The 21346-nt window shown below is 64.3% G+C and carries 18 protein-coding genes and 1 other RNA gene; 5 read left to right on the top strand and 14 right to left on the bottom strand.

The window, feature by feature from the left end; genetic code table 11:
- Window positions 1-24: 24 nt before the first annotated feature.
- Entirely contained in the window at window positions 25-1176 is a 1152-nt protein-coding gene (ftsW, locus tag JQ629_RS03385) for a putative lipid II flippase FtsW (RefSeq protein ID WP_212269901.1), read from the bottom strand.
- Between the two features lie 140 nt (window positions 1177-1316).
- Here ftsW and JQ629_RS03390 point away from each other — a divergent pair, with 140 nt between their 5' ends.
- Complete coding sequence (locus tag JQ629_RS03390; protein ID WP_212411183.1) at window positions 1317-2660, top strand: GDSL-type esterase/lipase family protein; 1344 nt, start codon at window positions 1317-1319, stop codon at window positions 2658-2660.
- Window positions 2661-2790: 130 nt separating this feature from the next.
- Here JQ629_RS03390 and murD read toward each other — a convergent pair whose 3' ends face one another.
- The 7 genes from murD to rsmH all read right to left on the bottom strand — a co-directional run bounded on the left by murD (window position 2791) and on the right by rsmH (window position 11598).
- Window positions 2791-4191: a UDP-N-acetylmuramoyl-L-alanine--D-glutamate ligase gene (murD, locus tag JQ629_RS03395; protein WP_212411185.1), complete on the bottom strand. Its 1401-nt coding sequence runs from the start codon at window positions 4189-4191 to the stop codon at window positions 2791-2793.
- A gap of 112 nt (window positions 4192-4303) precedes the next feature.
- Window positions 4304-5410: a phospho-N-acetylmuramoyl-pentapeptide-transferase gene (gene mraY / locus JQ629_RS03400; RefSeq protein ID WP_192738075.1), complete on the bottom strand. Its 1107-nt coding sequence runs from the start codon at window positions 5408-5410 to the stop codon at window positions 4304-4306.
- A 162-nt stretch (window positions 5411-5572) separates the two neighbouring features.
- Window positions 5573-6955 (bottom strand): UDP-N-acetylmuramoyl-tripeptide--D-alanyl-D-alanine ligase, encoded by a 1383-nt coding sequence (locus JQ629_RS03405; RefSeq protein ID WP_212411186.1) that lies wholly within the window; start codon window positions 6953-6955, stop codon window positions 5573-5575.
- A complete protein-coding gene (locus tag JQ629_RS03410) occupies window positions 6952-8406 on the bottom strand; it encodes a UDP-N-acetylmuramoyl-L-alanyl-D-glutamate--2,6-diaminopimelate ligase (protein ID WP_212411187.1) in 1455 nt (484 codons plus the stop codon). The genes JQ629_RS03405 and JQ629_RS03410 overlap by 4 nt, the downstream gene beginning before the upstream one ends.
- Before the next feature lie 47 nt (window positions 8407-8453).
- On the bottom strand, window positions 8454-10211 hold the full coding sequence (locus tag JQ629_RS03415) for a peptidoglycan D,D-transpeptidase FtsI family protein (RefSeq protein ID WP_212411188.1): 1758 nt from the start codon (window positions 10209-10211) through the stop codon (window positions 8454-8456).
- Window positions 10208-10600, bottom strand: coding sequence for a cell division protein FtsL (ftsL, locus tag JQ629_RS03420; protein ID WP_212411189.1), 393 nt, complete (start codon window positions 10598-10600; stop codon window positions 10208-10210). The genes JQ629_RS03415 and ftsL overlap by 4 nt, the downstream gene beginning before the upstream one ends.
- Before the next feature lie 2 nt (window positions 10601-10602).
- On the bottom strand, window positions 10603-11598 hold the full coding sequence (gene rsmH / locus JQ629_RS03425; protein ID WP_212411190.1) for a 16S rRNA (cytosine(1402)-N(4))-methyltransferase RsmH: 996 nt from the start codon (window positions 11596-11598) through the stop codon (window positions 10603-10605).
- 525 nt (window positions 11599-12123) lie between these two features.
- On the opposite strand from rsmH, the gene JQ629_RS03430 reads away from it, so the two are divergent.
- Complete coding sequence (locus JQ629_RS03430) at window positions 12124-12993, top strand: N-acetylmuramoyl-L-alanine amidase (protein WP_212411191.1); 870 nt, start codon at window positions 12124-12126, stop codon at window positions 12991-12993.
- A 110-nt stretch (window positions 12994-13103) separates the two neighbouring features.
- On the opposite strand, the gene JQ629_RS03435 is transcribed toward JQ629_RS03430, so the two are convergent.
- Window positions 13104-14336: an RNA polymerase sigma factor gene (locus tag JQ629_RS03435; protein ID WP_212411192.1), complete on the bottom strand. Its 1233-nt coding sequence runs from the start codon at window positions 14334-14336 to the stop codon at window positions 13104-13106.
- Window positions 14337-14433: 97 nt separating this feature from the next.
- On the bottom strand, window positions 14434-14784 hold the full coding sequence (locus JQ629_RS03440; protein ID WP_212411194.1) for a YciI family protein: 351 nt from the start codon (window positions 14782-14784) through the stop codon (window positions 14434-14436).
- A 137-nt stretch (window positions 14785-14921) separates the two neighbouring features.
- Between JQ629_RS03440 and rnpB the strand changes: the two genes are divergently transcribed.
- Window positions 14922-15339, top strand: an RNA gene (rnpB, locus tag JQ629_RS03445) — RNase P RNA component class A.
- A gap of 78 nt (window positions 15340-15417) precedes the next feature.
- On the opposite strand, the gene JQ629_RS03450 is transcribed toward rnpB, so the two are convergent.
- The 3 genes from JQ629_RS03450 to JQ629_RS03460 all read right to left on the bottom strand — a co-directional run bounded on the left by JQ629_RS03450 (window position 15418) and on the right by JQ629_RS03460 (window position 17975).
- Window positions 15418-16146 carry an alpha/beta fold hydrolase gene (locus JQ629_RS03450; RefSeq protein WP_212389773.1) on the bottom strand — a complete coding sequence of 243 codons (729 nt, stop codon included), beginning with the start codon at window positions 16144-16146 and terminating at the stop codon, window positions 15418-15420.
- A 113-nt stretch (window positions 16147-16259) separates the two neighbouring features.
- Window positions 16260-17225 carry a helix-turn-helix transcriptional regulator gene (locus tag JQ629_RS03455; RefSeq protein WP_212411196.1) on the bottom strand — a complete coding sequence of 322 codons (966 nt, stop codon included), beginning with the start codon at window positions 17223-17225 and terminating at the stop codon, window positions 16260-16262.
- A gap of 18 nt (window positions 17226-17243) precedes the next feature.
- Entirely contained in the window at window positions 17244-17975 is a 732-nt protein-coding gene (locus tag JQ629_RS03460) for an alpha/beta fold hydrolase (RefSeq protein ID WP_212411198.1), read from the bottom strand.
- 169 nt (window positions 17976-18144) lie between these two features.
- On the opposite strand from JQ629_RS03460, the gene JQ629_RS03465 reads away from it, so the two are divergent.
- Together JQ629_RS03465 and JQ629_RS03470 are read left to right on the top strand one after the other, a co-directional pair.
- Window positions 18145-18888, top strand: a complete 744-nt coding sequence (locus tag JQ629_RS03465) for a sulfite exporter TauE/SafE family protein (RefSeq protein ID WP_212411200.1) — start codon at window positions 18145-18147, stop codon at window positions 18886-18888.
- 72 nt (window positions 18889-18960) lie between these two features.
- Window positions 18961-19935 (top strand): DMT family transporter, encoded by a 975-nt coding sequence (locus JQ629_RS03470; RefSeq protein ID WP_212411201.1) that lies wholly within the window; start codon window positions 18961-18963, stop codon window positions 19933-19935.
- 9 nt (window positions 19936-19944) lie between these two features.
- Here JQ629_RS03470 and JQ629_RS03475 read toward each other — a convergent pair whose 3' ends face one another.
- Window positions 19945-21306: an MATE family efflux transporter gene (locus tag JQ629_RS03475; protein WP_212411202.1), complete on the bottom strand. Its 1362-nt coding sequence runs from the start codon at window positions 21304-21306 to the stop codon at window positions 19945-19947.
- Between the last annotated feature and the right edge of the window lie 40 nt (window positions 21307-21346).

Consider the following 21346-nt stretch of genomic DNA (forward strand, 5'->3'; position numbering starts at 1 on the left):
ATGACGAGGAGGAAGCTTCAGCGCCTACGCGTAACTCCGCACCGAATTGGCATTGTTCTGCGACTCGATCTCGGTGCGCGGCCGCTGCCGCGTCAGCGCCAGCATCATGCCGACGCCGTAAGCCAGCGAGAGGAACGAGGAGCCGCCATAGGAGATGAACGGCAGCGTCATGCCCTTGGCGGGGATCAGCTGCAAATTGACCGCCATGTTGATGGCGGCCTGCACGCCGAACAGGATGGCGAGGCCGGAAGCGGCAAACCGGGAGAACATGTCCTCGCTGGCATAGGCGCGCAGCAATGTGCGGATCACGACAAAGGCGAACAATGCCACCAGCGCCAGGCACAGGATGATGCCGAACTCTTCCGCCGCCACCGCGAACACGAAGTCGGTGTGGCTGTCCGGCAGGCTGCGCTTGGCGATGCCTTCGCCGGGCCCGAGCCCGAACCAGCCGCCGTTCCAGAATGCATCCATCGCCATGTCGAGCTGGAACGTATCGCCCGAGCCGGGATTCATGAAGCGTTTGATGCGGTGCGCGACGTGCGGCACCAGGAGATACGCGCCGAACAATCCGGCTGCGGCGGCGCCGGCAAGACCGGCCACCCAGATCATCCGCATGCCCGCGATGAAGAACAGCGCGCCCCACACCATCAGGATCAGCATGGTCTGGCCGAAATCCGGCTCCATCACCAAGAGCGACACCAGCATCAACAACAGCACCATCGCCATCGAGGTCGCCGGCATCTCCGGACGCTTGGTCGATTCCGCAAACAGCCATGCCGCGATCACGACGAAAGCGGGCTTGGCGGATTCGGAGGCCTGGATGTTGACGCCGAGCAGCGTGATCCAGCGCCGCGAACCCTTGACCTCGGCGCCGAACACCAGCGTCGCCACGATCAGCACGATCGAGACCGCAAATACCAAGAGCGCCCCGCGACGGATGTGTTTCGGGGACATAAAGGATACCCCGATCAGCACGATGAAGGACGGCAGCAGGAACATCACGTGCCGGTTGAAGAAGTGGAAGGGATCGAGCCCGATCCTTGTCGCCACCGGCGGGCTCGCCGCCAGCGACAGGATGACGCCGCCCACGACCAGCGCGATAATCGCCGCGAGCAGCAGTCTATCCACGGTCCACCACCATTCCGAGAACGGGGTGCGTTGGTCACGGGCGAGCATGGGCGTCCCCAAATGGCAGAGGTAACGTCCATTGGTGGCGGAGGATGGTTTCCAAGGGGTTAATAGGGTCCGTCAAATTTTCGGTTTCAGGATTTGCGCCCGCGGCTTTAGGGTGGGCCCCAAAATCAAAGGGGGAAACCATGCAGTCGCTCACCTGTCTCGTCGCAGCATCGCTGCTCGTCGCATCGCTTCAGGGCGCATCCGCCAAGGACGAGAACTGGGTGATTTCATGGACGGGTTCGGTCCAGGGCCCCTATCCCGTCGGTAACCCCTCCGCCCAGCCCGACCAGAAATTCGCCTTCCCCGATCCTGCGGCCGGCGCGCGGGACCAGACCTTTCGCCTGATCGTGCGGCCCGATTTGTGGGGCCGCCAGGCGCGCCTCCGTTTCAGCAACGCCTTCGGCACCAAGCCCGTGACGTTCGACGGCGTTTGTGCCGGCCTGCAATTGGGCAGTGCGGCGCTGCTCCGCGGCTCCAATCGCCTGGTGACGTTTGGCGGCAAGATGTCCGTTACCGTCCCACCCGGCACCTCGGTCTGGAGCGACGCGGTCACGCTGCCGTTCGCAGGGCAGCCCGACAACCTCGCCGGCCGCAAGCTCGCGGTGAGCTTTCACATCGCCGGTGAGAGCGGTCCGATGACCTGGCACGCCAAGGCGCTGACGACCTCTTACGTCACCGCGCCCGGCGCCGGATCCAAAGGCACCTTGGAGGACGAGGCGGCCTTCCCCTATACGACCGCATCCTGGTTTTTCCTCGATGCGATCGAGATGACCGCGCCCACGGATGCTTTCGCCATCATGGCGTTCGGCGATTCCATTACCGACGGCACCGCGTCCACCATGAACGGCGACGACCGCTGGCCCAACGTGCTCTCGCGCCGCCTCAAGGCAATCCATGGCAACAAGGTCGCGGTGGTGAACGGCGGCATCGGCGGCAACCAGATCGCCGGACCTGCCGAGTACGGCGCAAGCAAACCATTCGCCGGCGGACCCGCCTCGGGCCAGCGGCTCGACCGCGACGTGCTGACGCTCTCCGGCATCTCCAGCCTGATCTGGCTGGAAGGCATCAACGACTTCAGCAAGAACGGCAACGCCGAAAGCGACAAGGTGATCGCCGCCATGAAGGAAGGCGTCGCCCGGCTGCGCGCGAAATGGCCGAATGTCCGCGTGATCGGCGCCACCGTGACCACGGCATTGGGAAGTTCCAGCGCGGCGCATGGTTTCGCCGAACAGGACACCAAGCGGAAGGCGCTGAACGACTTCATCCGCACATCAGGCACATTCGACGGCGTGATCGATTTCGACAAGGCGACGCTCGATCCGCAATCGGGCGGCCTCAAGCCGGAGTTCGTCCCCGACAGCACGACCGGAGCCGCCGGCGACAAGCTGCATCCCAATCGCACGGGTTATCTGGCGATGGGCCAGGCGATCGACCTGGATTTGTTCAAACCGGTGCGCGCTGGTCGAAGTGCGAAGAAGCAATAGGCGTAGGATGGATGGAGCGATAGCGATACCCATCAATTTCCGTTTTGCGAAGATGATGGGTTTCGCGGAGCCTGTCATCGGGCGCGCATTCGCGCGACCCGTTGGCTCTACCCATCCTACGCTGTGCCGCTCACACCACCGGCTTCACACCCGGCATCGCCGTGACGAGATCGCGAAACTTCGCGCCGCGGATTTCGAAGTTGCGGTACTGGTCGAACGAGGCGCAGGCCGGCGACAGCAGGACTACGGGGTCAGTGAGGCCTGAGGCTTCGGCGTCGCGCGCGGCGCTGGCGACGGCAACATCGAGCGTCTGCGAAATCTCGTGCGGCACGCGGGAGCCGAGCGTGCCGGAAAACTCCTGCGCAGCTTCGCCGATCAAATAGGCTTTGCGGATGCGCGGGAAATATTCGGTGAGGCTGGTAATGCCGCCGAGTTTCGGCTTGCCGCCGGCGATCCAGAAGATGTCGCCAAAGGACGATAGCGCATGCGCCGCCGCGTCCGCATTGGTGCCCTTGGAATCGTTGACGAACAGCACATTGCCGCGGCGGCCGACCTGCTCCATACGGTGCGCGAGACCCGGAAAACTGCGCAGGCCGTTCTGCAGGATGTCGGTCGAAATCCCCATCGCCAGCGCGCAGGCCGCCGCGCACGCCGCATTCTGCGCGTTGTGCAGGCCGCGCAATGAGCCGATGCCGCCGAGTTTTGCGATTTCGCTCCGCGCGCCGCCGGAGGCACGGACGATGGTTTCGCGCTCGACATAGAGGCCGTCGGGCAGCGGGTTTTTCACGGAGATGCGCACCACGCGCTTGCCGGCCTGATCGAGCCGGTCGGCAATGTTGCGGCACCAGCCGTCGTCGACGCCGACGATGGAGGTGCCCTGCGGCTGCACGCCCGCGACCAGCCGCGCCTTCACCGCGGCGTAATGCTCCAGCGTGCCGTGGCGATCGATGTGGTCTTCGCTGACATTGAGCAAGATGCCGACGGACGGATCGAGCGAGGGCGCCAGATCGATCTGGTAGGACGACATCTCGATCACGTGTACCCGCCCCATCCGCGGCGGCTCCAGCGACAGGATCGCGGTGCCGATATTGCCGCCCATCTGGGTGTCGTAACCGGCGACCTTCATCAGATGCGCGATCAGCGCCGTGGTGGTGGATTTGCCGTTGGTCCCGGTGATGGCGACGAACGGCGCATCGGGCGCATGACGGCGGCGCTCCCTGCAAAACAATTCGATGTCGCCGATCACCTCGACGCCGGCCTGCCGGGCCATCAGCACGGACCAGTGTGGCGCCGGATGGGTCAGCGGCGCGCCGGGGGTCAATATCAGCGCGGCGAAATTATCCCAGGGGACCTTGCGCAAGTCAGCGGTGATGAAGCCGTCCTGCGCCGCCTTGGCGACATTGTCGGCGCTGTCGTCACCGGCAATCACCTCCGCGCCGCCGGCCTTGAGCGCGTGGCAACTCGCGAGGCCCGAGCCACCGAGCCCGAATACGGCGACCGTCTTGCCCGCGAAGGAAGTGACGGGGATCATGGTTGGACCGTCATTCCGGGGCGCGCAAAGCGCGAACCCGGAATCTCGAGATTCCGGGTTGCCGCTACGCGGCCCCCGGAATGACAATTGATGGAACGACGCCCCAACGACATCACCGCAGCTTCAGCGTGGAGAGGCCGGCCAGCGCCAGCATCACCGAGATAATCCAGAACCGGATCACGATCTGCGGTTCGGTCCAGCCCTTCTGCTCGAAATGATGATGCAGCGGCGCCATGCGGAATACGCGTTTGCCGGTCAGCTTGAACGACACCACCTGCACGATCACGGAAACCGCTTCCAGCACGAACAGGCCGCCGATCACGGCCAGCACGATCTCGTGTTTGACCGCAACGGCGGTCGCGCCCAGCATGCCGCCGAGCGCGAGCGAGCCGGTGTCGCCCATGAAGATCGAGGCCGGCGGCGCGTTGAACCACAGGAAGCCCAATCCGGCGCCGAGCACCGCGCCGCACAGCACCGCAAGCTCGCCGGTGCCGGCGACATATCTGATCTGCAGATAGTCGGAGAACACCGCGTTGCCGGTCAGATAGGCGATCATGCCGAAACTGGCGGCGGCGATCATCACGGGGACGATCGCAAGACCGTCGAGACCATCGGTCAGGTTGACCGCGTTGCCGGCGCCGACGATGACGAAGGCGCCGAAGATCACGAAGAACCAGCCGAAATTGAACACCATGTCCTTCAGGAAAGGAATCGCCAGCGAGGTCGAGGTCACGTCGCGCCCGAGGCGCACCAGCGCGTAACAGGCGATCAGCGCGATCACGCCTTCGATGGCGAGACGAAACTTGCCGGCAAAACCGCTATGGGTCTGTTTCGTTACTTTCAGATAATCGTCATAGAAGCCGACGAAGCCGAAGCCGAGCGTCACCGCCAGCACGATCCAGACATAGGGATTGAGCGGGTTGGCCCACAGCAGCGTCGAGACGACAAGGCCGGACAGGATCATCAGCCCGCCCATCGTGGGCGTGCCCTTCTTGGCGATGATGTGCGAGGCCGGACCATCGGTGCGGATCGGCTGGCCCTTGCCCTGCCGCAACCGCAGATGATCGATGATCCAGGGACCGAACAGGAACACGAACAGCGCGCCCGTCACCATCGCCCCGCCGGTACGGAAGGTGATGTAGCGGAAGACGTTGAGGAGGCCGCGCAAAAAAGAGAAAGCGGGGACGGTGTTGGAAAGCTCGATCAGCCAGTAAAACATTCAATATGCCCTATTGCGCGGCTTGCGCCGTCTTGCCGGGTAAGCGCATTGGAAGCGCGTTGACAATCGTTTTCATCCTCAAACCAAGCAAATCCTGGTCACGATCGCGGCGGCGGTTGCGCGAATCACCACGGAAATCACGGGTGGGTCAGCCCGGCCAGTTTACGCTTTTGCCTGTAAGGCAGCCAGCAGCTTGGGCACAAACTTGTTGACCCAGAACATCTTTTTGCTGCCCTTGACCACCACAACGTCACCGCTTTGCAACAATGCGGCGATTTTCTGCGGCTCGAGCGTGGCGGGGTCGTCGTGCCAGCCGAGGGCGCTGTTGGCCGGCAGCAGGTCGTAGAGATGGCGCATCAGCGGGCCGACACAATAGACGCCGTCGATGCCGGGCAGATCCCTGGCCAGCTTGACATGATAGGCGGGTGCGTCAGGGCCGAGTTCCAGCATGTCGCCCATGATGGCGATACGCCGGCCTGAGTTGACCGGCCGCGCCTTCAGGCTGTCGAGCGCCGCGACCATGCTGGCCGGATTGCCGTTGAAACTGTCGTCGATCACGGTGACGCCGGCGGCGGTCTGCTCCACCCCGCGCCCGGTCATGATGCCGACCTTGCCGAGCTCTTTGGCCAGCGCCGCTTCATCGAGGCTGGCGGCATGGACTGACGCCAGTGCGGCCAGCGCGTTCTGCAGGCGATGCGGCGCGCCCGGCGTCAGTTCGAATGCGACCTGTTTGCCGCCCACTTGCACTGACACGTCCCAGCTTTCGCCATGCGGGCTGTGTTTCAACTCGTGCACTTCCGAGCCATTGCCGAAGCGGACAAGCTTGCCGTTCCATTCCGGCGCTTCGACGTCGGTCGGCAGCACCAGCACGCCATCTTTTGGCAGGCCTTGCGCGATGCTCACCTTCTCGCGCCGGATCGCCTCCAGGCTGCCGAGCTTTTCCAGATGCACCGGCTGGACGTTGACCACCAGCGCCACGGTCGGCCGCGTCAGCTCGCTGAGCCGCGCGATTTCGCCGGTCTGGTTCATGCCCATTTCAACCACCCACAGCGAGGCGCTCGGGCTGGCATTGCACAGCGTCAGCGGCACGCCCCAGAAATTATTGAAACTGCTCGGGCTGGCATAGGCGTTCGGATAGGCGGCGAGATATTCCTTGGTGCTGGTCTTGCCGGCGCTGCCGGTGAGCCCGATCACCGGGCCCTTGAACCGCGCCCGCGCCGCGCGCGCCAAACCCCAGAGACCGTCGATCAGCGTGTCCTTGACGATCAACTGGGGAACGCTGACGCCTTCGATCTTGTGTGGCACGATCATCGCCACGGCGCCCGCGGCTTCGGCCTTGTCGGCGAATTCCCAGCCGTCGCGCGCGCTGGCGAAACTTGAAATGAAGCCGCCGCTCGGCGTGCCGCTGAGCGCCACGAACAGGCATCCGGGTTTTACCAGCCGGCTGTCTTGCGTGACGAAATCGATCGCCGTATCCGGAAATGTTCCGGCCAGTCCCAGCGCTTTCGCGACTTCGGCAATCGTCCACAATGGCGCAGCGCTCATGTAGTCCTCTCCGCCAGCGCGGCTGCCACCGCGTCGTGATCACTGAATGGTAGCGTCTTGTCGCCGACGATCTGGCCGGTCTCGTGACCCTTGCCCGCGATCAATAGCGCGTCGCCCGGCTGCAACACCGCAATCCCGGCCTTGATGGCTTCTGCCCGGTCGCCGATATCAGCGGCGTCCTTGGCAGCGTCCAGAATGGCGGCGCGGATTTTTTGGGGATTCTCGCTGCGCGGATTGTCGTCGGTGACGATGACGCCGTCGGCGTTCTCGGCCGCGATCGCGCCCATCAGCGGACGCTTGCCGGCGTCGCGGTCGCCGCCGCAGCCGAATACCACGACCAGTTTTCGTTTCGCATAAGGCCGCAGCGCCTGCAGTGCTTTCGCCAGCGCGTCCGGCTTGTGCGCATAGTCGACGAATATAGGCGCGCCATTATGTTCGCCGACCTGTTCCAGCCGGCCCTTGGCGCCTTCGAGATGTTCGAGGCCGGCGAGCACCGCCGCGGCCTCGCTGCCGGTACCGATCGCCAGCCCCGCTGCGACCAGCGCATTCTCGATCTGGAATTCGCCGACCAGCGGCAGCTTGATCATGTGCCTGCGCCCGCGATGCTCGAGCGTCAGCTTCTGCGCAAAGCCATCGACGGTTGCATCGACCAGACGGATGCCCTCGCCCGCACCATCAGCGTTGCGGCCGATGGCAATGATCCGCAGGCTTCGTTGCCGCGCGGCGTCGATCACCTGTTGCGAGCAATCATGATCGGCCGAGATCACGGCAGCCCCATCGGCCACGACGAGATCGCGGAATAACCGCAGCTTGGCGTTAAGGTAATGCGCGACGTCGGGATGATAATCCATGTGGTCGCGCGTCAAATTGGTAAAACCGCCGGCGGCGATGCGCACGCCGTCGAGCCTGTATTGGTCGAGCCCGTGCGAGGAGGCTTCGAAGGCGAGATGGGTGACGCCGTCGCCGGCGATCTCGTCGAGCTGGCGATGCAGCGCGATCGGGTCCGGCGTCGTCAGCGAGCCGTAGACGGTGCGCTTCGGCGAAACGAGACCGATGGTGCCGATACTGGCGGAGGCATGGCCGAGCCGTTGCCAGATCTGGCGCGTGAACGCCGCGACCGAGGTTTTTCCACTCGTGCCGGTAACGGCCGCGATCGTCTGAGGCTGCTTCGGATAAAATCTTGCCGCCGCCAGCGCCAGCGCGCGGCGCGGATTTGGCGTCGTGACGAACGGCACGCGATCGCTTGTGGCGTGATCGCCCGCGATCGCGACCGCACCTGCGGCGATAGCTGAATCAACGAAACGCGAACCGTCGGTCTTGCTGCCGGCGAGCGCGAAGAACAGATCGCCCGGCTTCACGGCGCGGCTGTCCAGCGCCAAGCCCTTCACGTCGACAGATTCGGCCTGCGGCTCGATCGCGGCATCATTGCTGAAGAGGTCGCGAAGTTTCATGGTCGTCCAGTCCGGCCCGGGCGCAGCTTGGCGCGTCGTCCTACGCCTTACTGGGTTGTCCTCGATGTCGCAAGAATGAGGCGATCTGCCGTCGGCAGATCGAAGCGCGGTTCGACGCCCAAAAGCGGTCCGATTCGAGCGATCACCTTGCCGCCGGTCGGCACCGTGTTCCAGCCCGAGGTGATGAAACCATGGGTTTCCGGCAGCGCCTTGGGCTCGTCCAGCATGATCAGCAGCTGATATTGCGGGTTGTCGGCCGGGAAGATTGCGGTGAAGGAATTGAGCACCTGCTTCTTGGAATAGCGGCCATTGACCACCTTTTCCGAGGTGCCGGTCTTGCCGCCGATGTAATAGCCCTTCACGTCGGCCTTCTTGGCGGTTCCGATCTCGGCGTTGAGCCGCATCAGATAGCGCATCTTGTCCGACGTTTCGGTCTTGAGCACCTTCTTGCCGATCGCCCTGGCTTCTTCCTCCGAGCGCTTGAGGAAGGTCGGCGGGATCAGATAGCCGCCGTTGACGACCGCGTTGATGCCCATCACGGCCTGCAGCGGCGCCACCGCCATGCCGTGGCCGAAGGCAATGGTGATGGTGTTGAGTTCACCCCAGCGCTTCGGCACGATCGGCGACGTGCTTTCCGGCAGTTCGGTGCGCAGCCGGTCCAACTGGCCGAGCTTTTTCAGGAAGGCCTTGTGCGCCTCGACGCCCTGCCCCAGCGCGATCTTGGCCGCGCCGACGTTCGAGGAAAACGTGAATACTTCCGACAGCGTGATCGAGCGGCCGACGGGATGCGTATCGTGGATGGTGAATTTGCCGTACTTCATCGCACCGCGCCCGTCGTACAGCGTGTTGAGGTTGGCCTTGCCGGAATCCAGCGCCATCGCCAGCGTCAACGCCTTGAAGGTCGAGCCCATCTCGAACACGCCGGTGGTCAGGCGGTTGATGCGGTCGGGGTCGTGCGCCTCTTTCGGGTTGTTCGGGTCGAAATCCGGCAACGACACCAGCGCGACGATCTCGCCGGTCCTGACGTTGGAGACGAGGCCGGAGGCGGCCTTGGCCTTGTACTTCTCTTTCGCCTTCAACAATTCGTCGCGCAGCGCGTGCTCGACGCGCAGATCGATCGACAGCTCCACCGGCCGCTGCAGCCGATCGGTGGCAAAGCCGGCGCGATGCAGATCGGCCAACCCGTTATTGTCGAGCCACTTCTCCATCCCGGCGATGCCCTGGTTGTCGATATTGACCAGACCGATCAGATGGGCGACCGACGCACCGGTCGGATAGACGCGCTTGTTCTCGCGCAGGAAGCCGATGCCGGGAATGCCGAGGCGATGAATGGCCTGCTGCTGCTTCGAGGTGATCTCGCGCTTCAGCCACACGAAGCCCTTGCGCGACGACAAACGCTCGCGCACCTCGGTCGTGTCAAGATCTGGCAATGTCGCGGTCAGAAGCTCGATCGCCTCGTCCTTGTCGATGATGCGGCGCGGTTCGCCGAACAGGCTCGGCGACTTGACGTCGGTCGCCAGCACCTCGCCGTTGCGGTCGACGATGTCGGGCCGCGCGGTCGCGATCGCGTCCCGCGAGCCGGTGCGGGCCGCATTGTGGCTGTCGGCGCCGATCGCAAACATGACGAGGCGTCCGGCAATGATGGCGTACACCAATGCGAACGCCAGCACCGCAAATCCGACGCGCGCGCGCGCCTTCGCCGCGCGATCGACGTTGCGCCCGTAGAGCAGGCTGCGGATCAGCCGCTGCCGCCAGGGCTCGGCAGGCTTTGCAGGTCGGGTGGTGGCAAGCGCCTGATCGGTCATTGCTGAGCTCCCGGCGCGGGCACCGAGCCGGTCACGGTCGGCGCATCGGTGGCAGCCTCGATGGTATTGATCATCGCGCCGATCGGATCGGGCGCGCCTGGCCTGGCAAAGCTGGGCGGCCGTTCCGGCAGGTTCTTCAGCTGGTCATATTGCGTGGCGACCAGCGACTTCAGCGGAAGGTGGCGGTCGGCAAGGCCCTGCAGCCGCAGCGGCGCGTCAAGCTTGGCCCATTCGGCGCGGAGCCCAGCAATGGCGTCGCGCTGCTCGCGGATTTCCGCGTTGAGCCGCAGCACGCGCTCGGTGCGCGATGTCGATTCCATCTTGATCCGGTAGACATAGGAGGCGGCGAACACCAGCATGCCGATCACGAGGAGGTGGATGATCCGCATGATCAGCCTCCCCTCATGACGCTGTCGATGGTCGGCCATGCCGGCAGTGCGTCTGCCGCATGCGCCGGCGCCGCGGTCCGCTCGGCGGCGCGCAGTTTGGCGGACCGCGCGCGCGGATTGGCCGATATCTCCGCCTCATTGGGCGTGACCGGACGCTTGGTCAGAATCTGGAAACTCGGAACGGCCTGCGCGAGTTCAGGCAGATGCCGCGATCCGCCGCCGGACTTGCCGCGCTGGTTGAGGAAATCCTTGACGATGCGGTCTTCCAGCGAATGAAACGACACCACGACCAGCCGGCCGCCCGGCTTCAGCACGCGTTCCGCCGCCGACAGCGCCAGATGCAGCTCGTCCAGTTCCGCGTTGACGAAAATCCGCAAGCCCTGGAACGTCCGCGTCGCCGGATGAATTTCGTTCGGCTTGGAGCGGACCACCTTGCCGACGATGTCGGCGAGCGCCTTCGTGGTCGTGATCGGCGCTTCCTTGCGAGCGGCGACGATGGCGCGCGCGACGCCGCGGGAGTGACGCTCCTCGCCGAAGATGTAGATGATGTTGGCGAGATCGGCTTCGGAGGCTTTCGCGACCACGTCCGCCGCGGTCGGGCCGTCATGGCCCATCCGCATGTCGAGCGGGCCACCGAGCCGGAACGAGAAGCCGCGCTCGGCCTGGTCGAGCTGCATCGAGGAGACCCCGACGTCCATCACGACGCCATCGACGGCATCAACACCCTGCGCGGTACAGACCTCGGCGAGATTGGAAAACCGGTCCTCGACTAGCGTCAGGGCGCCATCGGCCTGGTCGACCAGATCGAACCCGCCAGTAATCGCCGACCGGTCGCGGTCGATACCGATCACCCGGGTTCCAGCGGTTTCCAGGATCATGCGGCTGTAGCCGCCGGCGCCGAAGGTGGCATCGACATAGATGCCGCCGTCGCGGGGGCCAAGCATCTCGACCGCCTCGCGGCCGAGAACGGAGATATGGCGGGAGGCAGCCGGGGTCATTCGCCGGCCTTCAGCGTATTCCAACGTGCACAACTGAAACTGGACGCCAACCGGCCCATTGCGCCTCAAATCCCTGCGCTTTGCCGGGCTGTTCCGGCCAAAAACCCGCTGCGAGGCGCGACTGCTGTCATCAACCCCAGCCCGCAACCCCTGTTTTCCGGACGGAATTTGCTGGGCTGCCATGGCTTTTCGAGCGTGAAAGAGGGCCTCGGCCGTCCCCAAAACCGGTTCGGCTCTTCATCACTTAGTAACGGCACTTAGCGTTAAGAAAGCGTTGATGATCGGCCGCGGCTTTTACGCGCTTTTTTACTACTGCAGGCCGGTGATGTCCCGGCTCACTTGGCGACGCCAGTGATGCCCGGCTCACTTGGCGAAGCCAGTGATGCCCGCCGCACACACTCGGTCAAAATACGAAACCGGGCGCGGCTGCCGGATTGCGCGGATGACTTGGTAAAGGAATAGTAAAGATCGATATTTTGTAAAATTTGCGGGTTGTCGTTCTCCTGCCCGGTTTGAGCTCATATAATGGCTGCTGGTTCGTTCACGTCCGCTGGTATTGATTCGAAGCGTCAACGCGCCCTTCCCGTTCCCAGGGCTAACGCGGACATGAAGACTTTTACCCCGGATTCCTCGATTGCCTCCGACGTGATTCCGTCGGCGAACTATGGCGACCGCAACAAGGGCCGCCTGCCCGACATGATCCTGCTGCACTACACCGGCATGCCGGATGTGGAAGGCGCGATCGCCCAGCTCTGCACGGCCGGAACCGACGTCTCGGCACATTACATCGTGCTGGAAGACGGCCGCATCGTGCAATCCGTGCCCGAGAGCAAGCGCGCCTGGCATGCCGGCGTGTCGTTCTGGGCCGGCGAAGAAGACATCAACTCCTGCTCGATCGGGGTCGAGATCATCAATCGCGGCCACGACTGGGGCTATCCGGATTTTCCGCTGCGCCAGGTCGCCGCCGTGATCGCGCTGTGCCGCGGCATCATGCTCCGCCGCAACGTGCCGCCGCATCGCGTGCTCGCGCATTCCGACGTCGCGCCTGCGCGCAAGAAGGATCCCGGCGAGAAATTCCCGTGGCATTCGCTGGCCAATTCCGGCGTCGGCCATTGGGTGCAGCCGGCGCCGCTCGTGCGCGGCGAATCGCTCAAGCTCGGCAGCATCAGCGACGATGTCGCGAGGCTCCAGACCGCGCTGGCGCGGTACGGTTACAACGTGCCGAACCACGGCAAGTACGACGGCCCGACCATGGAAGTGGTCACCGCGTTCCAGCGCCACTTCCGCCCGGCCCGCGTCGACGGCATCGCCGATCATTCGACCATGAGCACGCTGCACGCGCTGCTGGCCACTTTGCCGGCCGATGCGACGCCGACGCAGGTCGCGGCGCAGTAGATCTCAACCGCCGTCATTGCGAGCGCAGCGAAGCAATCCACGTCTCAACGAGCACGACGATGGATTGCTTCGCTTCGCTCGCAATGACGAATGAGAGTTGGTCGGCCCCGTTACAGCTCCGCCATCCGCCGTGCGTAAAGCCGCCGCAACGGCTCCAGTTGCGTCGCAGATGTGGCTGCCTGATAGGCTTCGCGCGCCGCATCACGCCGGCCGAGGCGGCGCAAGAGATCGGCGCGGACGGCCGGCAGCAGTTCATATCCTTTCAACCCGCCACGCGCCTCCAGCGCATCGATCAGGTCGAGAGCCCGCGCCGGTCCGTCGACCATCGACAGCGCGGCGGCGTGATTGAGTTCGATCACCGGCGATGGGCTGATCCGCAGCAGCACCTCGTAGAGGCCGGCGATCTGCGGCCAGTCGGTGTCGTTATAGTTCGGCGCACGCGCGTGCAGCGCTGCGATCGCGGCCTGCACCGCATAGGATTGCGGCCGCCCCGGCACCCGCAACGCCTCTTCGACCAGCTTCAAGCCCTCCGCTATCTGGGCCTGATCCCACAGCGACCGGTCCTGCTCTTCCAGCAGCACGATGTCGCCGCCGGCGGTCTCGCGGCCGGCGCGGCGGGAATCATGCAGCAACATCAGCGCCAGCAATCCCTTGATCTCGCCGCGGCCGGGCATCAGCGCGTCGAGCAGCCGCGCCAGCCGGATCGCTTCGCGCGCCAGATCAGGTCGCATCAGATCGTCGCCCGAGGTCGCGGCATAGCCTTCGGTGAAGACCAGATAGATCACCGCGAGCACGCCGCGCAGGCGCGGCTCCAGTGCTTCGCGTTCCGGCACTTCGTAGGCGATGCCGGCGAGGCGGATTTTCTGCTTGGCGCGCACCAGCCGCTGCGCCATCGCGTCTTCGCTCGCGAGGAACGCCCGCGCGACCTGCGCTGTCGAGAGTCCGCAAACGGTGCGCAGCGTCAGCGCCACCTGCACTTCCGCCGCAAAGGACGGATGGCAGCAGGTGAAGATCAGCCGCAGCATGTCGTCGTCGAGCACGTTGCCGGCAGCCTCGTCAGGCGCCGACGCATTGAGCAGGATTTCGCGCGTCAGCTCCTGCTGCTTGCCGCGAAACGCGACGCTGCGGCGAATCCGATCGATCGCCTTGTTGCGCCCGACATTGACCAGCCATGCGCGCGGATTGGATGGCAGATTGGCGGTGGACCAGCGCTCCAGCGCCACCGCGAACGCGTCCTGCAGGGCATCCTCGGCGAGATCAAAATCGCCGACGAGGCGGATGAGGGTCGCCAGCGCCCTGCCCGCCTCGTCGCGGAAGATTTTTTCGGTCTCGGTGGAGGTCATGTGCCCTGCTATTAGCCGTCATTCCGGGGCGTCCGAAGGACGAGCCCGGAATCTCGAGGTTCCGGGTTCGACGCTTCGCGTCGCCCCGGAACGACACTCAATCATAGACCATCACCGGCCGCACCTCGATCGAGCCGGTCTTGGCGCCGGGAATGCGCGCGGCGATGGCCAGCGCGGTGTCGAGATCCTTGGCCTCGACCAGATAATAGCCGCCGAGCTGCTCGCGCGTTTCCGCGAACGGACCGTCGGTCGTCAGGGTCTTGCCGTCGCGAACGCGCACGGTGGTTGCCGTCGTTGACGGCTGCAGGCCGTCGCCGGCCTTGAAATGGCCGCTCTGAACGATGGACTGGGTGAACGCGCCGTAGTCCGTCATCATTTGCTGGCGCCCCGCGGCGTCCATTTTGCCAAGCTCGGCCTCGCTCCGATAGATCAACAACAGATACTGCATCGCTCTACTCCTCTTGATCGGCTGGATCGCCGACACCCAGTCGAACGGGCCGGACGCGAAACGACATCTTCAGGATAGTTTATTTTGCTCCGTTTCGTGGCTTGACGCCACGCCGCCCAGCCGCCATGCGTAAGGGGTCAGTCGGCCGGACGGCCGCTCCCGCTACGGTCGAAAGGCTGCGGGAGAGGAAAGTCCGGGCTCCATCGACATACGGTGCCGGATAACGTCCGGCGGGGGCGACCCCAGGGAAAGTGCCACAGAGAACGAACCGCCCTCTCCTTGGGAGAGGGCAAGGGTGAAAAGGTGCGGTAAGAGCGCACCGCGGGTCCGGCAACGGAACCGGCATGGCAAACCACACCGGGAGCAAAACCGAATAGGGACGGCAACGCGGGCAGTTCGCGAAAGCGAAAACGCCGCAGGGCAATGTCAGGCTCGCCGTCCGGGTAGGTTGCTCGAGGCCATGTGCAAACATGGTCCCAGAGGAATGGCCGTCACGTATCACTCGCGAAAGTGAGTGGTGCCCTACAAAACCCGGCTTACAGGCCGGCTGATGTTTCTAAAATGAGGGGTTCGGCGTAACGCGCCGGACCCCTCGCCATTTTTCGCACCGATGCGCGCGCGTGCTCGGGAAGTTCAGTCGCGCGCCGCCTCCTCGATCGCCTGCGCGAGCCGCGCCGGATTGCTGAAGAACATCTCATGGCTGCCGTCGCACTCGACGAGGCGAAACAGGCCGAGGCGCTCCGACAACCGTGGATGCCACGGCAGGCTGTGCGGCAAGGCGATATCCTGGCGGCAGTTGACGTAGGATTTGCCGACCGGCAGCTCCGCCAGCGGACGCTTCAGCGCGATCTTGTCGGTGAATGTCTTGTAGGGATGCGGGTTGAGTTTGGCGAACGCAGACTTTGCCAGATCGAGGTCGGCGTCGTTGATGAAGGCATCGCGCCAGATTTCAAACGGCAGCATGACGGCGTTCTTGTTGGCGGCGGCCACCGCATCGAACAGCCCGACATAATGCGGCGGCACCATGTCGTTGAGACACTGCCCGTCCAGCGGGACGAAGGCATTGACATAGACGAGACGCTTGATGCGATCCGTCAGCCGGTCGGCAACGCCTGAAATCAGCATTCCCCCATAGCTGTGGCCCACCAGCCAGATATCCCGCAGATCGTTCTTTTCGATGTAGGCGGCAACCGACGCGATCGCCTGTTCCAGCCCGATCTTGTCGCGATCGTCGCCCGCGTTGTTGCCGGCAACCGTCGGGCAATGCACGGCATGGCCGTATTTGCGCAAGTGTCCGGCGACGGCATCCATCTCGGCACCAGTGTGCCACGCGCCGTGCACAAGAACGTAAAGGCCTGCCATTTCCGTCTCCCCCGTTTATGGAAGTGGATTTGATAGGCCGGGCAGATTATGCCGGATGGCCGGACTAAGCCACCATCATCGCCGATTTACGCCAGGGACTTTGCCGGAACGGGTCAGCGCTGTCGCCTGAATGCGGCCGGTGTCATGCCGAAATATCTGCGGCATTGGCGAATGAAATGGGACGGATCGGACAGGCCGACGCGCAATCCTATCCCGCCGACACCGATGTGATCGAACCGCGCTTCACTCAGCATCCTGCGCGCGACCGCCATCCTGCAGTCGTTCAGCATGCCGCTGAACGTCAGGCCTGACTTGTTGAGGCAGCGATGCACCGTCCGCTCCGAAACCCGCAGATGCTCCGCGACGGAAGCGGCCGTCAACCCTGGTTCGGCGTAGAGCAACCGAATGGCGCGGCCGATCCGATCCAGCAGGTTGCCCGCCTCGCGCCGCTCCGACGGCGTGGCTGGAATCTCGCTGCCCGCCGCCAGCGCCAGCAGCCCGCCGAGCTGGTCGGTGAGAACCTGCGCGGGCAGCGGCAGACTGACCGCCAGATGCGGCGACAGCTGGCATGCAAAGGCGCTGAGCACGGCGCCCCAGCCGGTGCGCCCGTCGATGCGCTGCCCGGCCCGCCGTTCGGGATCGACGAGCCACGATTCAACCCAGGGGATCGGCAGTTCCAGCGACAGCGTATTGGAAGTCACCGGAAAGTTGAATTCATAGCAGCGCCGGGAGTCCAGCAGCACGAGATCGTACGGCTGCAAGATCGACCGATGGCCATTTTGCATGACCGTCCAGTCGTTGTCGGTCTTGCAGAGAAGGTAGTAGTAGTTCGACGCGCTGCGCGCGAGGCTGGCTTTCCTGCGGTAGACGTGCTGCGCCGAGCCCTCGACGCGATTGACGCCGATGGTGTCGAGTTGCCCGCGCTGAACCGAGCAGTCGAAGCCCGACCTGACCGGCGTCGTGACGTCCATCTCGAGAAAGCATTCGCAGACGGCGCCGATCCAGTAGTCCAGCCGCCGCTCCGGTTCGACCACGCTGGTCGACCACTTCTCGATGACTGCCGTCGTCCTGGCTGCCATGGCCTACCTCCCGCTATTTCACACCACGATCTTCTCCAGCAGCGCCATCAGCGCTTCCGGCGCGGTGACGTTCGGCGCGTGGCTGGCATCGATCTCGAAATAGCGCCAGCCCGCCTCGTTCCTGGTTCGCCTCGCAAACGGACCGAATGTGTCGGCCGGCGGGAAGCGGGTGGCGTAGATGTAACTGCGTGGCAGCGTCAGTGTGCCGCCTTGCAGCTTGAGCCTGGTCTCGAAGCATTTGACCGGCATTGGAACGCGGCGCGCGGCCAGCCATTCGACGTCTTCAGCCGCGGTGTCCGGCGGCGACGTCATCGGCGGAATGCGCCAGCCATCCCCCTTCTTCGCGCCATCCAGCATTGGCTGCCGGCCCGGTTCGTTGATGTCGAACAGCGACTGGCCATCCTCCGGCACAAAGGCGTCGACGTAGATTAGCTGCGTAACGCGATCCCTGGCACGATCGGCCACGCCGGTCGCGACCATGCCGCCGTAGCTGTGGCCGACCAGAACGATGTCGCGCAGATCCTCATATTTGATGACGTTGAGCATGTCCTCGATATGGGTTTCGAGATCGACCGAGGGGTTTGCGAGATGCGCGCGTTCGCCAAGCCCGGTATAGCTCGGCGTCACCAGCCGATGCCCGGCGGCGCGCATCAGCGGGTGCATCTTCTTCCACGCCCAGCCCGCCGACCACGCGCCGTGACAGACAAGGAAGGTCTTTGCAGAGGTTGAGCTCATCGGGGGCGTTTCCATGATTGTTGTTGAAGGCTTCGATTGCAATAGTACCCGGTGGCGTGGGCGTGTAAATGTCGCGCTCAACTCAACGACGTCATTCCGGGATGGTCCGAAGGACCAGACCCGGAATCTCGAGATTCCGGGTTCGATGCTGCGCATCGCCCCGGAATGACGAAGGAAAAAACAGTTGGAAACGTCCACCTACGCGCTGTTGCTTTTTGGCGCGCTTGCCGGCGGCTTCGTGTCCGGCCTTGCCGGTTTCGGAACGGCGCTGATGGCGCTGGGGATCTGGCTTTATGTGCTGCCGCCGTCGCTGGCCGTACCCTTGGTGCTGATCTGTTCGGTCAGCTCGCAGATCTCGACGCTGCCGACAATGTGGAAGGTTCTCGACTTCAAACTGGCCGCGCCGTTCGTCATCGGCGGGCTCGCCGGCATGCCGATCGGTGCGCTTTTAGTGGCGCAGGCCGAGCCGCAAATATTCAAATTGAGCGTGGGCGTGATGCTGCTGGTGTTTCCGGCCGCGCTGTTTCTCGTTCGCAAGCCGATGGCGTTCGCCTTCGGCGGCAAGCCGGCGGACGCGGCCGTTGGATTTGCCGGGGGCATCCTGGGCGGCCTCGCCGGGCTGTCCGGCCCGCTGCCGACCCTGTGGGCCAGCGTGCGCGGCTGGACCAAGGATGAGCGCCGCGGCGTATTCCAGATCTTCAACGGCACCGTGCTCGGCGCCGCCTTGCTGCTGCAGATCGCCAATGGCTTCGTCAAGACGGAAGTGTTCTGGCTCGCGCTGCTGGCGCTGCCAGGCACTTTGATCGGCGCACGGATCGGCGCGCGCGTTTATCAGGCGCTCAGCGATCGCAATTTCTACGACATCGTGCTCGGCCTGCTGTTTGTGTCCGGACTCGCACTGGTGTGGAGCAGCATTGCTCCGAGTTAGCAGCGCATGGCGGCCATGTGCTCCGAGTAGATTGCTGTACGCTGATCTGTAAAACAGTTATTCAGTCGCATCATGACCCCTCCAACTTTTTCACGCACACGTCTCGGTCTGTTGCTGGGTTTTATCGGCGTGCTGATCTTCGGCGGCACGCTGCCGGCGACGCGGATCGCGGTGTCGGCAATTGATCCGATTGCTCTGACCTCGCTGCGCACCCTGATCGCCGGCCTGTGCTCGCTGATCCTGCTGGTCGTGCTGCGCCGCCCGCTACCGCCGCGCGCGCTGTGGCCGCAACTCGTCATCACGATGATCTGCGTCGCCATCCTGTTTCCGTTCCTGATGTCGGTGGGGGTGCAGACCGTCGACGCCTCGCATGGCGGCGTGGTGTTCGGGATCATGCCGATCGCGACCGCCCTGGTCGCGGTCATGATCACCCATGAGCGGCCGCGGCCGCTGTTCTGGATCGCCTCGTTCGCGGGCGCAGCATTGGTGATTGCCTTTGCGCTGCGGCAAGGCGGCGGTGAACTGTCGGCCGGCGACTTATTCCTGCTTGCGGCGGTCGTCGTCTCCGGCATCGGCTACGCCTTCTCCGGCCGGCTCACCGCGCAGATGCCGGGCTGGGAAGTCATCAGCTGGGTGCTGGTCATCGCACTGCCGCTCTCGATCCCGGCCGCCGCGCTGACGATGCCGGCTGACATCACCCACATCCCCTTAAAACCGTGGCTGGGGCTGCTCTACGTCGCGCTGTTCTCGCAATGGATCGGCTTCTTTGCCTGGAACGCCGGCATGGCGATGGGCGGCATCGCGCGGGTGTCGCAGGTGCAATTGCTGCAGCCCTTCGTGGTCTTTGCGCTCGCAGCCGTATTCAACGACGAGACCATCACGCCGCAGATCGTGCTGTTCGCCGCCGGCGTGGTCGCAACCGTCGCGATCTCGACGCGTACGCGCGGGCGCAAAGCGCCCGATGCCCTTGTCATTCCGGGGCGCGTCGAAGACGCGAACCCGGAATCTCGAGATTCCGGGTTCGCGCTCACGCGCGCCCCGGAATGACGTTGAGCGTCACTCCGCCGGCAACGCGGACTTGAGCGGCGCCAGCCGTTTCCTGAACTCCAGGTGCAGCAACCACAAACTCAATGCGGCTTGCAGCGTCGTCGTGGCGTTCGAGATGTACCATGCATATTCGATGCGAAACCCGGGTCTGGCGGAGAGCCAGAGAACCGGTAAGGCGTAGGTGATCAAACGTGCGCCGGAGCTCAGCAGAATCGGTTTGGTGTTGCCCAGCCCCTGAAACATACTGTTGCTCACAAAGGTAAATCCCTGCGCCACGAGGTTCAGCGAGACCATCTGCAAAAACAGAATGGCAACGGCAATCGTTTCCGGATCGTTCGCGAAGCCGCCGAGCAGCAGCCCGGGCTGCCACTGCGCCAGGATCGTGAAAGTCACCATCACCAACGTGGCAACCACGGCGGCCTTGGTGAAGGTTTCCCGCACGCGCGCGGCGTTGCCGGCGCCGAAATTCTGCCCCGCGATCGGTCCGGCGGCGATAGCGATCGCCAGCGCCGGCATCTGGATCAGGCCGAGCACACGCGTCCCAATGCCGAAGCCGGCCTGGGCCGCCGCGCCGAAGTCGCGCAAAGCGTAGAAGATCACGCCCATCCAGAGGAAGATAATCGCGAACTCGCCGCCGGCCGGCAGGCCGACATTGAGAATGCGCTTCCATTGCCGGAGCTGCGGACGAATTTGCGCGAAATCGAAGCCGACATAGCGCTCAAGCCTGCGGAAATAGATCCACATCATCAGGACGCCCATCACGACTGCGAGCGAACTCGCAAGGCCGGCTCCCGCGACGCCGAGCGCAAGGCCGGTACCCCAGCCCGAAATCAGGACCGGCGCCAGCGCGATATTGATCATTACCGCGAGCGTCTGCACGATCATACTGGGTCGCACGATGCCGGTACCGCTCAGCGCGGCGCCCATCACCCGCGAAGCGAATTGCAACGCCAGCGCGGGCATGAACCAAAGCAGATAGGTCGTGCCCGCCGCGACGGTGGCTTCGTCAGCCGCCACCATCCGCATGTAACCGCCGGCGAATGCGGACCCGACAACCCAGGTCAGCAACCCGGACACGGCCGCCAGGCCGAGCGCCTGGTTGAACACCAGATTGGCGTCCGGTCGATCCTTGCGGCCCACCGCATGGCTGATCAGCGAGACGGTTCCGACGCCCAGCACCTGCAACCCGCCATTGAGAAGAAAGCCGAGATTGCCGGCCGCCGCCACACCGGCGATGGCTGCTTCGCCAAGCCCCGCGACGAAATACAGATCGACGAGCTGGCAGATCATGATCGTGACCATGCCGGCCAAAATCGGCGGCGCCATGTTCAGGATGTGGCTCACGATGGAGCCCTGGGTCAGGTCTTTCATTTCAAATCCGCCGCTTCAAATCCGTCTCTGACACGCGGCC

It is taken from the genome of Bradyrhizobium sp. AUGA SZCCT0222 (assembly GCF_018130205.1).
Lineage (GTDB): Bacteria > Pseudomonadota > Alphaproteobacteria > Rhizobiales > Xanthobacteraceae > Bradyrhizobium.